This is a genomic window from Cellulomonas sp. P4_H4 (genome assembly GCF_056400865.1).
Map to the genome: position 1 here is coordinate 192,850 of NZ_JBFUKL010000002.1, position 15,515 is coordinate 208,364.

A 15,515-nucleotide genomic window follows, 5' to 3' on the forward strand; every position below is an offset into this window, starting at 1 on the left:
TCCACAGCGCCAGGGCGTGGAGCGAACACTGATGCGAGCAGCGCGCCGACGGCCACACCCTGCACGGTCGCGAACACCACGTTCGACAGGGCGGTGGGCGGGACGCCGGGCGGCAGGTGCGTGTCGTCACCCTGACTGGACAGGAGCCCGAGGGCCGCGGCGAACAGCACTGTGGTGGTGCTGGCACGCAGCACCCACGTCGGGAGGCGGCGCCTCCAGCCCCCGACGTCGGAGGCGGTCAGGCCTCGAGCAGCGCTGCTCACGGCCGCCGGCTCTTCGAGCTGGGTGCTAGCGCGGAACCGGCGCAATGAGCGCCCGCGCACCTGGGCCTCGTCCTGGACCACCTGACCATCGGTCAGCCTCCGAGCGTCCCTGCCTCACTGCAGCGATCCCGCGCGCCGACGATCAGGCACGCCGACCGGCCGGAGCCCTCACCAGGTGACGGCGCAAGTCGGGACAGCTGGGGTCGAACCGGACATCTCGATCGGAAGCGTACTCGCGGTCCGGCCGCAGCATCCATCGTCAGGACCTACGGGAGCGGCGCTGCCTCGGGCGTAACGGTCCGCTCGCGTCGTTCCGTCACTTCACCGCCCCCATCGTCAAGCCGGTGCGCAGGAGTCTGAAGCTCGCGACGTAGACGAGGAACACCGGGACGGCCGACACGACGGCGAACGCCATCATCGCGGGCCAGTCGACGCCGTACGCGCCTGACTGGACGGCGATGAGAGCGCTCAGCGGGTACTTGTCCGGCGAGAGCATGAAGGTGATGCCGTACAGGAACTCGCCCCACGAGACGAGGAACACGATCGACGCGACCGTCAGCACGCCGTTGCGCGCGAGCGGCAGGGCGACTGATCGGAACGCGCGGACGGCGGCCGCGCCGTCGATGCGCGCCGCCTCCTCGATCGAGACGGGGATCGCACCGAAGAACGGGCGCAGCAGAAGGATCGCCCACGGCAGGAACAGAGCCGCGTCCGCGAGCACCAGGCCGCGCGTCGTGTCGATCAGGCCCCAGCTCGACAGCAGCCAGAACAACGGGATGAGGTTGGCCGTCTGCGGCACCATCTGCAGGACGACGAGCACCGCGAGCGCGGGGATGACCAGCCGAGCACGCACGCGCGCCAGCGCGTAGGCGGCCGGGATCGCGAACGCCAGGCAGACGAGCGTCGTGCCGACCGCGACGACCACCGACTGGCGCAGCGAGTCGACCAGCGCGGGGTCCGCGACGGCCGCCCGGTAGGCGTCGAGCGTCGGGCGGAACACGACGGTGGCCTGCGACGTGAGCACGTCGCCCTGGCTCTTGAGCGAGGTGAGCACGATCCACAGGAGCGGCAGCCCGTAGACCAGGTACAGCAGGGTCCGGATGGTGAAGGCGACCGGTTCGCGACGATGCCGGGTCATGGTCAGCCCTCCTCGGTGCGACGCACGTCGCGGGCGTAGACGAGCGCGAGCGCGAGCACGACGACCAGGGCCATCAGGGCTGTGGCGGCGCCGCGTCCGTAGTCGAGCTCGACGAACGCGTGGACGTAGGCGAGGTAGGGCAGCGTCGTCGACGACGTCCCAGGCCCACCGGCCGTCATGACGTAGATGAAGTCGAAGCTGCGGAACGCGTAGACGACCGTCAGGACCGTCAGGACGGTCGCGGCCGGACGCACGGAGGGCGTCAGCACGTACCTGATGCGCTGCCACGGACCGGCGCCGTCGATCTGCGCGGCCTCGAGCACCTGCGGGTCCACGCTCAGCAGCGAGGCCCGCAGGATCAGCGCGTTGAACGGCACGACGGCCCACGCGTTCACCAGGGCGACCGACCAGAGGGCAAGGTGCCGGTCGTACAGGAAGCCGATGCTCGTCGAGCCGCCCAGCGCCTGGAATGCGCCGTTCAGAAGGCCCTTGTCCGCGAGCAGGAACTTCCAGATCGAGCCGTTGACCACGGGCGGCAACGCCCAGACGAACACCATCATCCCGAGCAGGAACGAGCCGCCACGGGTCGAGGAGGACATCGACACGGCGACGACGTACCCGCCGAGCATCCCGATGCCTGTGACCACGAGGACGAACGCGAGGGTGTTCACGACGACGCTCGCGAGCTCGGGCTCGTCCAGCACCGCGCGGAAGTTGTCGAGGCCGACGAAGGCCCAGTCGTTGTTCAGCGTCGCGGCCGTGACGTCGTGCAGGCTCATGACGCCGAGCTGCACGAGGGGCCAGATCGCGAGCGCGAGCAGCAAGGCTGCTGCGGGAAGCGCGAAGGCCAGCCGACTGTCACGCCGGCGGGTCGCCCTCCTCGTCGGGATGGCGTGTCCCGACGAGGAGGGCCCGTGCGCGAACCCCCGAGGAGAGGAGGGTTCCTTCGAGAGAGCGCGCATCTGCATCGAGCCGTCAGTCCTTCAGCAGCGGGACGAGCTGGTCCATGAGCTCGTCGGCCAGCGCGTCAGGAGCACCCTGACCAGCGACGGCCTTGCTCCAGTAGTCCCCGACCAACGTCTCGACGGCATTGACGTTCTTCGACGGCACCTGCGGGCTCGGCGACGGCCGACCCTGCTTCTGCACGATGTCGACGAACGTGCTCAGCAGCGGGTCGTCGCTGATCCTCGACGACGAGGCCGCGTCGGCCCGTGCCGGGATCGACCCGAACGAGTCGAGCAGCGTGAGCTCTCCGTCGACCGAGAAGAACGAGTCCTCGAGGAACTCCTGCGCCAGCTCCTTGTGCTCCGAGAACGCGCCGACGTTCTGCACCTCCCCGCCGAGCAGCACCCCGCCCTCGGACGTGATGGGCAACGGCGCGACGCCGTAGTCGAACGAGGCCTCGGCCGCCGCCCCGATCTGCCAGTTGCCGTTCGCCGCGAAGACCGAGCTGCCCGCCGCGAACTGCTGGAACGGGACCGCCTGGTCCCACGTGGCGGCCTCCTTGGACAGGTAGCCCTTGGCGGTCCAGTCCTGCAGCATCGAGTACGTCTGCGCCATGGGCGCCGCCTCGGGGTCGCCGTAGGAGAAGCCGGCGGACGTGAACCAGGGGAATCCCTGCCACTGGCTCTCCAGCCCGGGCTTGCCGGTCAGCGTGATGCCCTGCTTGCCCGCCGCCACGGCCTTGGCCATGGTGTCCTCCATCTCGGAGATCGTCGTGGGCACCTCGGCACCGAGCTGGTCCAGCAGATCCTGGTTGTACCAGAGGCCGAGCAGGTTCACGTAGCCCTGCACCCCGTAGAGCTCGTCGTCCACCGTCTGCATCACGCCGTCGGGGAACTGGTCCTTGTCGGCGAACTCGTCCCACCAGCTCTGCATCGGCTCGATCGCGCCGGCCTGGGCGAGCGAGTAGGTGCCCGACGCGCCGAAGACGAGCACGTCGGGGCCCTTCTTCGCGCCGGCGGCCGTGACCGCCTTGGTCGTCATCTGCTCGACCGGCACGTACTCGAACTCGACCGTCACGCCGGGGTGGTCCGCCTCGAACGCGTCGGCGAGCTTCTGCAGGCCGGCTACCTGGCCGTCGGTGTTGTAGTAGTGCCAGACCGTCAGCGTCACGTCCTCGGCGCTGCTCGCGCCGTCCGACGCCCCAGGATCCGCGCTTCCCCCCGACGAGCACGCCGTCAGGGCGAGCCCGATCCCCACGAGCGCGAGGACCGCGCGGGATCGACTGTGGTTCCTCATGAGCAAGCCGCCTCTCGTTGTCTCCGTTGACCGTGTCCGTGCTGGACGCTGGTGCGCATCATTTCATCGATGAACTACTCGTCCTGGAGCGAGAATGGCGGCAGAAACCGTTTTCGTCAAGCATCGACCCCAAAATCGTTCGGCGGTTGACAGCGAGTAGCCAGGGACCTAATTTCATCGATGAATTACGACAGAGAGAGAGCTACCCGTGACCACACCTCCCGCGGACCGGGACGCACCGACCGTTCCCGTGGTGCTCAGCCTCGGCCACCGCGTCGGGACGGCCGACCCCCGACTGTTCGGGTCGTTCGTCGAGCACCTCGGCCGTGGCGTCTACGGAGGCGTGTTCGCCCCGGACGACCTGACCGCGACCCCCGAGGGGTTCCGCGCCGACGTGCTCGAGCTGGTCCGCGAGCTCGGGGTCAGCGTCGTGCGCTACCCCGGGGGCAACTTCGTCTCCGGGTACGACTGGCGCGACGGGATAGGCCCACGACAGGACCGTCCGCGGAGGCTGGACCTGGCGTGGCGGTCGATCGAGTCCAACTCCTTCGGCACCGACGAGTTCGTCGCCTGGTGCCGGCAGGCCGGCGTCGAGCCGATGCTCGCGCTCAACCTGGGCCTGGGCGACACCCGCTCGGCGATGCAGCTCCTCGAGTACGCCAACCATCCGGGCGGCACGACGCTGTCCGACGAGCGCCGCCGCAACGGTGCACCCGAGCCGCACGACGTCCGCCTGTGGTGCCTCGGGAACGAGGCCGACGGGCCGTGGCAGCTGGGCCACCGGTCCGTGCACGACTACGCCGAGCGGGCCGCGATGACCGCCGCGGCGATGCGGATGTTCGACCCGACGCTCGAGCTGGTCGTCGTCGGCAGCTCGAACCCGCAGATGAGCACGTTCGGGACGTGGGAGCGCGACGTGCTGACCCGGACGATCGACGTCGTGGACTACCTCTCGTGCCACATCTACTTCTACGACCAGGGCGACCTGGCCACGTTCCTGCGCTCGTCGGACGTGCTCGACCGCTTCCTCGACGACGTCGCGGCGACGATCGCCCACGTCCGAGCCGCGACCCGTAGCGAGCGCGACGTCCGGATCAGCCTCGACGAGTGGAACGTCTGGAACTACGCCGCCTATGACGCGCTCGACAAGGACCGGCCGTTCGAGGAGGCTCCGCGACAGCTCGAGGAGACCTACACGCTCGCCGACGCCGTCGTCGTCGGGTCCTTGCTGCAGAGCATCCTCGGGCACTGCGACGTCGTCTCGATCGCGGCGATGGCCCAGCTGGTCAACGTCATCGGTCCCATCCGCGCCGAGCCTGGACGACCGGCGTGGCGCCAGACGACCTTCCACCCGTTTGCGGCCGTCGCACGCAGCGCCGGGCACACGGTGTACGCCACTACCGGGTCCGGCGAGCTCGTGACGTGCGTCGTCACCACCAGCCCCGCCGGCGACGAGGCCCTCGTCCACCTCGCCAACCTCTCTCCCGACACGGCCGGCGACGTCGTGCTCGACCTGTCGGACCTGCGCGCGACCTGCGTCGAGGGCGCCGAGCTGCTGTGGGCGCCGGACCCCTACGCGTCCAACACCCTCGACGCCCCGGACGCGGTCTGCCCGCAACCGCTCGCGACGGACGTGCGAGACGGCTCGCTCAGCCTCCGTCTGCCGCCCGTATCGTGGGCCACCGTCCGCATCGCGTGCGCGGCAGAGGGCAGGTGACCGCATGGCTCACAGGAGCGACACCGTCACGATGGCGGACGTCGGGGCCCGCGCGGGTGTGACGGGCCGTACGGTCTCGAACGTGCTCTCGGGTCACCCGTCCGTGCGCGCAGAGACGCGTGAGCGGGTGCTGCGGGCCGTCGACGAGCTGGGCTACCGGCTCAACACCTCGGCGCGCAGCCTGCGCACCGGACGGACCGGCTCGATCACCCTGGCCATCCCCGAGCTGGGCATCGACTACTTCACCGACCTCGCGGGCCGCATCATGATCGAGGCCGAGCGGCACGACTGGTCGGTCGTGATCCAGCAGACCGGCGCCCGGCGCGAGAGCGAGCTGGCGATCCTCAGCGGGGCGAGCCGCCAGCACTCCGACGGGCTCATCTTCCAGCCGCACGCCCTCGGCCCAGGCGACGAACGCCACCTCACCGGCAACGACCGGCTGGTCATCCTCGGCGACCGCATCTTCAACGCACCCGTCGACCACGTCGCGATGGCGAACGTCGAGGCGGCCAGGCTGGCGACCCGCTACCTCGTCGACCGGGGCTACCAGCGCATCGCGGCCATCGGCTCCAACCCCCGCGTCGCCACCACCAGCGCAGCCTCGCTCCGCCTGGACGGGTTTCGCGCCGAGCTGGCCAGCCACGGGCGCCAGGTGCCCGACGAGTACGTGGTGGTCGCGGAGGACTGGCACCTGCGCGACGGCGCCATCGGCATGGAGCGGCTGCTCGGCCTGGCCGAGCCGCCGGACGCAGTGTTCTGCTTCAACGACACGATGGCCTTCGGCGCGCTGCACGCGATCGCGGCACGGGGGCTGACTGCCCCCGACGATGTCGCGATCATCGGCTTCGACAACGTGCCGATGGCGGAGTTCTCCGTCCCGCCGCTGACGACCGTCGAACCCGGCACGAACCAGATCGCCAAGCACGCGGTCGACCTGCTCGCGGCCCGCGTCGAGGGACGCGTCGACGTGCCGACCGAGATCTTCGCGACGTGCTCCCTGGTCGTGCGTCGGTCCGCCTGAACGGATCGGCACGCCGTGGCGTGACGGCGCTACGCCTCGACCGGGACCGGGTAGATCTCGACGGCCGGGTGCCCGGTCCGCTCGTGGATGCGGAGGACCGCGTCGGCGTCGGGAGCCTCCGAGACGCACCAGACCATCCCCGACTCGGGGTCTCCCCACGCACTCTGGAAGTCGACGCCCTCTTCGCCCTGGATGTCGAGGTCCGCTTGGTGAGCGGCCTTGAGGGCCTCGGGTGTGATCCCGACCATTCCGTGGTGAACATCCATGAACTTGGGCATGGCTCCAGCCTCCTGGCGGACGACCGATGCACCATTTGCACCGGTTCGTCCTAGTTCTACTCCGAGCCGCGAACGGTGGATAGGAGGGGTCGTGATCATCACCCACCGCCGGAGGAGTCGAGCGCAGCCGGGACCTTCCCACCTCGCCGAGAGCGTTGCCGTCGAGCCGAGCCCGCCGTTAGCGTGGATCTGTGCGGCTGTCGCATGAACGTTCAGGACAGAACGCCTCGGACGAGATGGTGCCCAAGGTCGTGCACCCGCATGCCCCCGTCCGCGGTGAGGTCCCGTCCCGGGCGCCCCTCACTGCCGGTCAGGTACTGCGGCTTCAGGGCCTCGTCGGCAATCGCGCCGTCCAGCGGATGCTCGAGGGCCCGACGAGAGTCCGCGAGCCTGGCCGCGCGGCCGCGACGCTGAGCGACTCCGCGTCGTCGGAGAGGGCGCGCGAGCTGCTGACCCAGGACCAGCTGCCGGCGATCCAGCGCTGGGACTGGGGAGGCGCGGCCGTCGGCGCGCTCATCGGTGCGGGGGCCGGCGCCCTCATCGGCGCCTACGTCGGTGGTCCCGTGGGCGCGGGCGTCGGTCTGCTGGCCGGCGGGCTGATCGGCGGGATCGTCGGAGGACTGGTCATCCAGCCGACCGTGAGTCCCGCGCAGGCTCTCCGGCGGGTGGCCGAGTCGATCGCCGAGGTCGGAGGGACCGCCGACGAGGCCGACCGTCAGGCGGTCGTCACCGAGATGATCAAGATCCCCCTGCCGGCGCTCGAAGCGCTCAGCAAGAAGGGCACCAAGGTCGTCGTCTGCCGCAACTCGGTCACCGAGATCCGCACCGACCTGCGCGGCGTGCGACCACGGAGCTGGTCCCCGGGAAAGACGTGGGACACCGTGCCGGGCCTGAACGACCCTGCCCGCAACCGCGTGATCATCGCCACCCGCGGCGGACGCGTCCCGCCGACGGGCGACGGGCACGGTGCCGCGAACCTCGTGCTGCACGAGGTCGGGCACGCTATCGGCGACGCCGTGACGACCGGTGGCGTGACCGACCCGCGCTTCATCGCGGCCCGAGACGCCGACAAGGCGCGCCTCGACAGCTACGAGGGAGACGCCAACCCCGCCGGTGTGCGGGAGACCTACGCGGAGAGCTTCGCGCGCTTCTACAGCCACGACGCCAACGACGCGACCGCCTATCCGCGGCTTCACGCCTACTGGGCGAGCAACCCGTTCGTCGCTGCAGGTCCCTGATGAGTACGGGAGAGCCGCGCCGGCCGAGCATCGGCGTCGCGACGATGCAGGCGGACCGGACCCTCGTGCTCCGGCTGCGCGCCGAGACCGAGGACGGCGCGACCGGTGAGGGGTACTTCACGTATGCGCCCGGCGACGCCGACTACGAGTCTGTTCTGGTGCACGTCGGGGGTCTGGCGCCGGGCCAGAGCAAGCCCGTTGCTCCATGGCCGGACGACTAGGCGCCTGCAGACGAAGGCCCCGCCCCAGCGACGATGCTGGGACGGGGCCTTCGGCTATGTGCGAGCGCGTCAGGACTGCGGGTTCGACGAGGACGGCGACGGCGACGGCGTCGGCGTCGACTCACCCGCGCAGCCGTGGCTGATCACGAACTGGGCGTTCGTCTTGACGCCGTCGTAGCTGGCGACGGCCACGCCGATCAGAGCGGTCGGGTCCTGGTAGGGAGCCATGTACTTGAAGGCGCCGTTGCCCGACTGCACCATCGCGTACGTCCCGGACGGCAGCGTGATGTCTGCGGCGGAGGCCTTGTTCGCTGTCAGGACGAAGAGCAGGTAAGGCTCGACCCCGTCGGCGCAGCGGTTGTCCTGGAGGGTGCCTGCGGACGTCAGGCCCTGGCCTGAGTAGGTGACGGTGTTGGCGTATGCGGGGCTGGCGGATGCGGACGAGACGATGCCGATTCCCAGGATGGCCAGGACGGCTGCGCTCAGGACTGCAATGAGCTTCCTCACGGATTGCTCCTTCGTAGGGATGACGTGACGAATGTGGCGGGGTGTTTCTGCAGGTGGGCAGGTCGCACCGGGCTACGTTGCCCGTGGGCCGCGCTCACGATCGGTCGCTCTATGACGTCCACATATCGGACAATTCCGACGGTACCTCGATGCGTCGAGGGTGCCACGGGTGAACTCCGTCCCCGGGGTCCGAGTTCACCTGCTCGGCGGATCGCGACGCGAGCGACGTCGGGAACACCGGCTGCCACGCGGGCCCAGCTCGACACGTCGGGGCGATCACAGGTGCTGGTGGCGGCGGTTCACCGGTGTCTTCGCGCGGATCGGCGGAGACGAGCCCTACATTCGGGCCATGGCAGATATCTTGTTGGGCATCCTCGCGATCCTCGCCGGCGGCGCCATGCTCTTCGCGGGGCAGTTCGTGCTGCGGCTCGTCCTCCCGATCTGGGGCTTCTTCGTCGGCTTCGCGTTCGGGGCAGGGATCTTCGCCCAGCTCGCGGACGAGCACGTGCTCGGGACCGTGCTCGGCTGGGTCTCGGGGCTGGTCTTCGCCCTGATCTTCGCCGTGCTCGCCTACTTCTTCTATGCGGTGGCCGTGGTCCTCGCGATGGCGGCGTTCGGCTTCGCGATCGGTAGCGGCCTGGTCGTCGCCCTGGGGATCGACTGGAGCTGGGTCGCCGTCCTGGTCGGCGTGGCCATCGGTGCGCTCCTCGGGCTCGTGGCCGTCGTGGGAAACATGCCGATGGTGGTGCTGGCCGTGGCCAGCTCCATCGCCGGCGCCATCAGCGTGGTCGGCGGCTTGATGCTGCTGGTCGGCACCCTGAACTCCGCCGACTTCACGCAGGGCAGCTTCAGCAGCGCGGTCGACGCAGGCTGGGGTTGGTACCTGCTCGCGCTGGTGCTGGCGCTGGTCGGCATCGTGGTCCAGATGCGGCAGCAGGTCGTGATGCGCAGCACCATCAACGAGGCCTGGTACGCCCAGACCCGCTGACCTGGCTCGTCGTCGTCGACCGCCGGCTCACGAGGCGAGGATCGGTGCTGTCGGCGCGGATCGGCGCGTCCACGCAGCGGGCCGCAGGTACCACCACGACGAGATGGCGAGCACGACCGCTGACGCGACGACGGCTGTGGCCACGGGACCCAGCCACGGCACCGGGATGAGGAAGAACACGTCGGTGTCCGCGAGGCTCGCGGGCCACCCCGTCAGCACTCGCAGGAACAGGTAGTAGGCGAGGTCCCACACGGTGAACGCGACGAAGAACGCGGCCACCCCGTGCCAGAACGCACGCCCTGCCAGCACCGCGACCGCGGCGAGCATGAGGAGGGTCGCGGCCTCTCGTGCGGTCTCCGCGCGCGCCAGGTCCGGGTCGATGAGCATCGTGTGCACGGGGTCGACGAACCGGATCACCCCGAGGTCGAGGTACACGCGGCGCACGGGCGCGTCGTAGTCGAGCTGCGAGCCCAGCGCCACTCGCAGGTAGTGGACCACAGCTGCCTCGACGTACCCGAACCCGACCCCGAACGCGACCAGCGCGCCGTAGCGCAGCCAGCGCACCCGTCCCGTGCTGGTCGTCCTCATCCGCGCATCGTGCCTTCTCACCGCGGTGCGCGCGACACGGTCGTCGGTGCGGAGACAGGTGCGGCGCCTCCCGGCTGGGGGGCGCCGCAACGGTGTCAGCGAGCCGGCTGCTCGTCGTGACGGTGCGGCAGGTGGAGCTCGACAGGCTCCTCCGGGAGGTCGGTCACGCCGTGGGCGAGCGCCTCCTGACGGCGACGGCGCGCGGCGGGCAGGGCGAGCGACGCGAGGAACGCGAGGACGGCGACGCCCGCGCAGACCCAGAAGCCGTACGTGAACGCCTGGTCGGTCGGCATGCCCTCGGGCGTGCTGTGCGACGTGATCACGGCGGCGACGACGGCGGTGCCGATGCTGCTGCCGATGGTCCGTGAGATCGCGTTGACGCTGCTGGCCTCACCGGTCTGCGCGGCCGGGACGGCCTCGATGATCGCGTTGGACATGGCCGCGAACGCCAGGCCGATGCCGGCGCCGGTGAGCAGACCGGACGCGACGACGTGCCAGACCTGGTCGTGCATGAGCGCCGGGAATGCGAACCCGGCGACGACCAGGGCGGTGCCGAGGGCCAGGGGGACCTTGGGACCGAACTTGCGGTCGAGGAGACCCGAGAGCGGTCCGAACACGATCATCATGAGCACGGTCGGCAGCAGGAACAGGCCGGCCTGAGACACGGACTTGCCGAAGCCGACGCCGCTGGCCAGCGGCAGCTCGAGCAGAGTCGGGATGAGCAGGAACGTGCCGAACATCGCGAAGCCGAGCGTCAGGGCGACGAGGTCGGTGGCCCACACGCCGCGGTTCTTCATGAGCCGGATGTCGATGAGCGGCTGGCTGACGCGCAGCTCGACGAGCACGAACGCAACCAGTGCGACGACGCCGAGCCCGAAGACGGCGAGCGTCTTGCCCTCGAACCAGCCCCAGCTCTGGCCCTTGCTGATCGCGAGGAGCAGCGACACGAGGCCCACGGTGAGGATGCCCGCACCGACCACGTCGAGGCGGCCGGGCGTACGGACAGGCGACTCCTTCATGCCGAAGATCGCGCCGAGCAGGGCGATGACGACGAGGACCAGCGGCAGCCAGAAGAGCCAGTGCCAGGAGAGGTTCTCGACGATGGGTCCGGCGGCGACGATGCCGACGCCCGCGCCGACCCCGAAGATCGCCGACAGGAGGCCGACCGTGACGCTGACCTTCTCGCGCGGTAGCTCGTCGCGGACGAGGCCGATAGACAGCGGCAGGATCGCGCCGGCCGAGCCCTGCAGGACGCGCGCGATGATCAGCACGCTCAGGTTCGGGGCCACGGCGGCGAGCAGCGTGCCGACGGCGAGCGTGGCAAGGACGCCGATGAGGACGCGACGCTTGCCGACCATGTCGCCGAGCCGACCGAGGATCGGCGTGAGCACCGAGGCCGCCAGGAGGTAGGCCGTGAGGATCCAGCTCGCGTCGGCCGTCGAGACGCCCAGGTCGGTCGCCAGCACGGGCAGCGCGGGCGCGACGAGCGACTGGAGCACCGCGAAGGCGAGCCCGCCCAGCGACAGGTAGAGGACCAGGAACCTGGTGGGGGTCGGGTGGCCCGCGGTCGGGGCCACGACGGAGCCTGCGGCGGTGATGGAGTGGGTCATGACGTCCCTGGAGGTCTCGATGTAAACGGGTGTTGACCTATTGGTACCCCAGGGCAACCCACCAAGTCAACGTGTGTTTACATCACACCGTCGGGCGGGTTAGGTTGTCGCACCACCAGAAGGAGAGCGATGAGTGTCGACGAGGCCCAGGCCGTGCCCAGGCGGCGCGATGCCGACAGCACGCGCCTGCTGCTGCTCACGGCGGCGCGGCGACGGTTCTCGACCGACGGCTACGCCGCCACGACGGTCCGGAGCATCGCCGACGACGCCGGGGTCAACGTCGCCCTGATCAGCCGGTACTTCAGCTCGAAGGAAGGCCTGTTCGAGGCGTGCCTCACGGGCGCGGCGAACGAGCTCGAGCGCTCGCTCGCGCAGGAGGTGACGCTCGAGCAGCTCACGGGGCGGATCGTCCAGCAGCTTGCCGGTGCGGAGTCGGTGGACCGCCCCAACCAGCTGCTGCTGCTCATGCGCACCTCCGGCGACGAACGTGCCGAGCAGATCCGCACGAGGACGCTGCGGTCCTTCGCCGAGCACCTCGCGGCGCTCGCCGGAAGCCGACCCGACGACCCCGGCTACGAGCGGGCTCTCCTCGGCGCGCAGCTCGTGGTCGCCGCCGGGTTCGGGATCTCGATCATGCGGTCGTGGGCCGCGGTGGAGCCGCTCGCCTCGGCGGGCGAGGCGCAGCTGTCCGGACCGGTGCACGACCTGCTGACCGCACTTTTGGCCCCCGTTGGCGACCACCACGGTACGAGCTGCGAGAAGTAGCACGACGACGGCCCCGCACTCCTCGTCGGAGAGCGGGTCGTCGCCCGTCAGTCGCCCTTCACGTTGACGATCTGACGGAGCACGTGACGCACCTCGACGAGGTCGGCGGCGTCGGCCATGACCTGGTCGATGTCCTTGTACGCCGCCGGGATCTCGTCGAGGAACGCGTCCGTGTCGCGGTACTCGATGCCGACCATCGCCTCGCGGAGCTGGTCGTGCGTGAACTGGCGCCGCGCGGCGGACCGCGAGAAGTTCCGGCCGGCGCCGTGCGGCGAGGAGCTCAGCGATAGCGGGTCGCCCTTGCCGGTCACGACGTAGGACGCGGTGCCCATCGAGCCCGGGATCAGCCCGGCGTCACCGACACCGGCCTTGATCGCGCCCTTGCGGGACACCCAGACGCGCTTGTTGAAGTGCGTCTCCTGCTCCGTGAAGTTGTGGTGGCAGTTGACCTGCTCGGCCTCCACGACGTCCTCACCCATGTGCTCGGCGATCGCGTCGACGACCCGGTCCATCATCTCCTCGCGGTTCAGCAGGGCGTAGTCCTGGGCCCACCGCAGCTCGCGGATGTACGCCCAGAACTCGTCGGTGTCCTCGACCAGGTAGGCGAGGTCCTTGTCCGGCAGCGTGATCCACCACCGGCGGCACAGCTCCGCCGCGACCTTGATGTGCCGCTGCGCGATCCGGTTGCCGACCCCGCGGCTCCCCGAGTGGAGGAACAGCCAGACCGTGCCGGTCTCGTCGACCGTGACCTCGATGAAGTGGTTCCCGGAACCGAGCGAACCCAGCTGCAGACGCCACCTCGACGCGTCGGCGGTCGGGTCGAAGCCGGCGTCGGCCGCCTTGGCCTCGAGCACCTCGACGCGCGTCGCGGCCGTCGACGTGAGGCGCTGGTTCACGCCACCCGCCGACAGCGGGACCGCCCTCTCGATCGCCACGCGCAGCTTCGACAGCGAGCCTCGCGAACGCACCTGCTCCGCCGTCCACTGCGTGCGGACGGCGATCATCCCGCAGCCGATGTCCACGCCGACGGCGGCGGGGATGATCGCGCCCAGCGTCGGGATGACGCTGCCGACCGTCGCGCCGAGACCCAGGTGGGCGTCGGGCATGAGAGCCAGGTGCGGGTAGATGAACGGCATGGTGGACGTGGCGACTGCCTGAGCCCGGGTGTTCTCCTCGAGGATCGATGCCCAGCTGATCAGTCGCGAGGTGATGTGCTCGCGTGTCATGGGGCGGGAGCCTGGCACGCGGTCGTCGGCCTCGTCGCCTTGATTGCGCGCCGTGCGCCCTGTGCCACTCGACCGGGTTACCCGCAGACGTGCAGCCCACGGCGCGGTGTCGTACCGCGACCCGGCCGGTGGTGCCGTCGATCGGGGGGCGCGCGGGAACACTCGATGATCTGCGGGTGCGCGCCAATACAGTCCCTGCATGGGGCGCCGCGGGGGCATGGGCAAGGTCGAGCTCGTCGACGAGCAGGATGTCGGCCCCCTCGAGGGCGGCGACACGGGCGGGGCCGCGCCGCACGAGCGCCCGCACCGGCGGCGAGCTCTGCTGTGGACCGCTGGTGTCGTCGCGGTCGTGGTCGCCGTGGCCGGCATGACGCAGGTGGTGCTGGTGTCACGGGAGCGCGCCGCTGCGGAGGCGTTCGCGAAGGTGCCCGGGGTACTTCCACCGGTCGGGCCATCTCTGACGATCCAGCTCCACCTGCCGCCGAGCGACTCCGCGGCGGTGTTCGGAACGGCTGGAGGGTCCCTGGCGATCGGCGGAGACGGGTCGCAGACGTACACACGCATCACCGAGAACGGCTACGGGTGGACGACCCAGGTGTCTGCTCCGACAGCGGCTCTCGCGGGTCTGAGCCCGACGGACATGCTCAGCGAGTCCAGCTGTCAGCTCGACGGTGACGCGCTCCACCCGGCGGCGCGCGTCGTGTGCCTCGTGTCGGACGGGGGTGTGGTGCTCGCTGACGGCGACGCGGACTCGTGGACGTTGACGACCACGAAGCGCGAGGTCGTCGTGATGGGCGCGGCCGATGGTGCGGTCCTGGCCCGCTGGCCGGTCGAGCGCGGCGTCTCGCTGGCGGTGATGCCGGACGACCTGGTCGTCATCGGGACCGGGTCCGAGGCGGGCAGCACCGTGATCGGGTGCGACGTGCTGACCGGGGTGATCCGGTGGACGCACACCGAAGGGTCGCCGGGCGGGACCGACGACGCGAGCGTCAGCGTCTTCCCTGCCGGTGACGTGCTCGCACTGGTGACACCCACGTCCGGCGTGGTGCTCCTGCAACCGCACGACGGTTCGGTCGTGCGCGAGCTGCCCACGGGTGAGGCTGGCGCCCTGTGGAACTGGTACGACCAGCCCGGGTCGGTGCTGTCGATGCAGGAGCCGACCGGGACGGGTGGAACGCGTACGACGTTCATCGCTCCCGACGGGGACCCTGCGGGCGACACCACGGTCCAGGGGTCCCCGGTTCATGTGGTCGTCGACGACGGGAGCGTCCCAGGTCTGCTCCTGTCGGGGGACTCGATGACGCACGGCTGGCGGGCCGGCACGGACCACGAGCTGTGGTCGGTGAACGTCCTTCAGCCGTCCAGCGCGGTGGTGATGCGGGGGCGTGTCTACCTGACCAGCTCGCTGGGCGTGTTCGCGTTCGACGGCGTCACCGGCAAGCAGCTGTGGAAGGCGCCGGCCACAGACCTGGCTCCTCGGCAGGCGATGACCGACGGGCGCCACCTCCTGGTGCCGTTCGAGTCGGCCTCGTCGTCGCTGCCGGTCCTGGTGGCGTTCGACCCGGTGAGCGGGCGCGAGGACTTTCGTGTGCGCTACCCCCCGGGCGTGTCCGGCCTGTCGCAGGCGCACGGCTGGATGGTCGCGAACGAGGACGCGACGGGCGACGTCGTCGTCCTGGGTTGAGCGGGCCGCCTGGCCGCCTGCGTTGCGTAC

Annotated in this window: 15 protein-coding genes; 7 read left to right on the plus strand and 8 right to left on the minus strand. The window is 70.3% G+C overall.

What is annotated here, in order from left to right; all coding sequences use genetic code 11:
* Window positions 1–579 precede the first annotated feature (579 nt).
* From AC1DPN_RS07175 to AC1DPN_RS07185, 3 genes are all read right to left on the minus strand, one after another.
* On the minus strand, window positions 580–1,401 hold the full coding sequence (locus tag AC1DPN_RS07175) for a carbohydrate ABC transporter permease (protein ID WP_477084048.1): 822 nt from the start codon (window positions 1,399–1,401) through the stop codon (window positions 580–582).
* A gap of 2 nt (window positions 1,402–1,403) precedes the next feature.
* A complete protein-coding gene (locus AC1DPN_RS07180) occupies window positions 1,404–2,225 on the minus strand; it encodes a carbohydrate ABC transporter permease (RefSeq protein ID WP_477084049.1) in 822 nt (273 codons plus the stop codon).
* Between the two features lie 151 nt (window positions 2,226–2,376).
* Window positions 2,377–3,642, minus strand: coding sequence for a sugar ABC transporter substrate-binding protein (locus tag AC1DPN_RS07185; protein WP_477084050.1), 1,266 nt, complete (start codon window positions 3,640–3,642; stop codon window positions 2,377–2,379).
* A 208-nt stretch (window positions 3,643–3,850) separates the two neighbouring features.
* Between AC1DPN_RS07185 and AC1DPN_RS07190 the strand changes: the two genes are divergently transcribed.
* Both AC1DPN_RS07190 and AC1DPN_RS07195 read left to right on the plus strand, forming a co-directional pair.
* A complete protein-coding gene (locus AC1DPN_RS07190; protein WP_477084051.1) occupies window positions 3,851–5,359 on the plus strand; it encodes an alpha-N-arabinofuranosidase in 1,509 nt (502 codons plus the stop codon).
* Between the two features lie 4 nt (window positions 5,360–5,363).
* The gene (locus AC1DPN_RS07195; RefSeq protein WP_477084052.1) at window positions 5,364–6,380 is read left to right on the plus strand and encodes a LacI family DNA-binding transcriptional regulator; all 1,017 of its coding nucleotides are present in this window, start codon (window positions 5,364–5,366) and stop codon (window positions 6,378–6,380) included.
* A gap of 29 nt (window positions 6,381–6,409) precedes the next feature.
* Here the strand turns inward: AC1DPN_RS07195 and AC1DPN_RS07200 are convergent, their stop codons facing one another.
* On the minus strand, window positions 6,410–6,658 hold the full coding sequence (locus AC1DPN_RS07200) for an SCO4226 family nickel-binding protein (protein ID WP_477084053.1): 249 nt from the start codon (window positions 6,656–6,658) through the stop codon (window positions 6,410–6,412).
* Between the two features lie 191 nt (window positions 6,659–6,849).
* Here AC1DPN_RS07200 and AC1DPN_RS07205 point away from each other — a divergent pair, with 191 nt between their 5' ends.
* Window positions 6,850–7,896: an anthrax toxin lethal factor-related metalloendopeptidase gene (locus tag AC1DPN_RS07205; protein WP_477084054.1), complete on the plus strand. Its 1,047-nt coding sequence runs from the start codon at window positions 6,850–6,852 to the stop codon at window positions 7,894–7,896.
* A complete protein-coding gene (locus AC1DPN_RS07210) occupies window positions 7,896–8,117 on the plus strand; it encodes a hypothetical protein (RefSeq protein WP_477084055.1) in 222 nt (73 codons plus the stop codon). Before AC1DPN_RS07205 ends, AC1DPN_RS07210 begins: the two co-directional genes overlap by 1 nt.
* A gap of 69 nt (window positions 8,118–8,186) precedes the next feature.
* Here AC1DPN_RS07210 and AC1DPN_RS07215 read toward each other — a convergent pair whose 3' ends face one another.
* Complete coding sequence (locus tag AC1DPN_RS07215; RefSeq protein ID WP_477084056.1) at window positions 8,187–8,624, minus strand: hypothetical protein; 438 nt, start codon at window positions 8,622–8,624, stop codon at window positions 8,187–8,189.
* A gap of 349 nt (window positions 8,625–8,973) precedes the next feature.
* On the opposite strand from AC1DPN_RS07215, the gene AC1DPN_RS07220 reads away from it, so the two are divergent.
* Window positions 8,974–9,612 carry a DUF4203 domain-containing protein gene (locus AC1DPN_RS07220; RefSeq protein WP_477084057.1) on the plus strand — a complete coding sequence of 213 codons (639 nt, stop codon included), beginning with the start codon at window positions 8,974–8,976 and terminating at the stop codon, window positions 9,610–9,612.
* Between the two features lie 27 nt (window positions 9,613–9,639).
* Here the strand turns inward: AC1DPN_RS07220 and AC1DPN_RS07225 are convergent, their stop codons facing one another.
* Window positions 9,640–10,200: a hypothetical protein gene (locus AC1DPN_RS07225; protein WP_477084058.1), complete on the minus strand. Its 561-nt coding sequence runs from the start codon at window positions 10,198–10,200 to the stop codon at window positions 9,640–9,642.
* Window positions 10,201–10,295: 95 nt separating this feature from the next.
* Window positions 10,296–11,810, minus strand: a complete 1,515-nt coding sequence (locus tag AC1DPN_RS07230) for an MFS transporter (RefSeq protein ID WP_477084059.1) — start codon at window positions 11,808–11,810, stop codon at window positions 10,296–10,298.
* Window positions 11,811–11,939: 129 nt separating this feature from the next.
* Between AC1DPN_RS07230 and AC1DPN_RS07235 the strand changes: the two genes are divergently transcribed.
* A complete protein-coding gene (locus AC1DPN_RS07235) occupies window positions 11,940–12,575 on the plus strand; it encodes a TetR/AcrR family transcriptional regulator (protein WP_477084060.1) in 636 nt (211 codons plus the stop codon).
* A gap of 47 nt (window positions 12,576–12,622) precedes the next feature.
* Here AC1DPN_RS07235 and AC1DPN_RS07240 read toward each other — a convergent pair whose 3' ends face one another.
* Window positions 12,623–13,801, minus strand: a complete 1,179-nt coding sequence (locus AC1DPN_RS07240; RefSeq protein ID WP_477084061.1) for an RtcB family protein — start codon at window positions 13,799–13,801, stop codon at window positions 12,623–12,625.
* 199 nt (window positions 13,802–14,000) lie between these two features.
* On the opposite strand from AC1DPN_RS07240, the gene AC1DPN_RS07245 reads away from it, so the two are divergent.
* A complete protein-coding gene (locus AC1DPN_RS07245; protein ID WP_477084062.1) occupies window positions 14,001–15,485 on the plus strand; it encodes an outer membrane protein assembly factor BamB family protein in 1,485 nt (494 codons plus the stop codon).
* The last annotated feature ends 30 nt before the right edge of the window (window positions 15,486–15,515 follow it).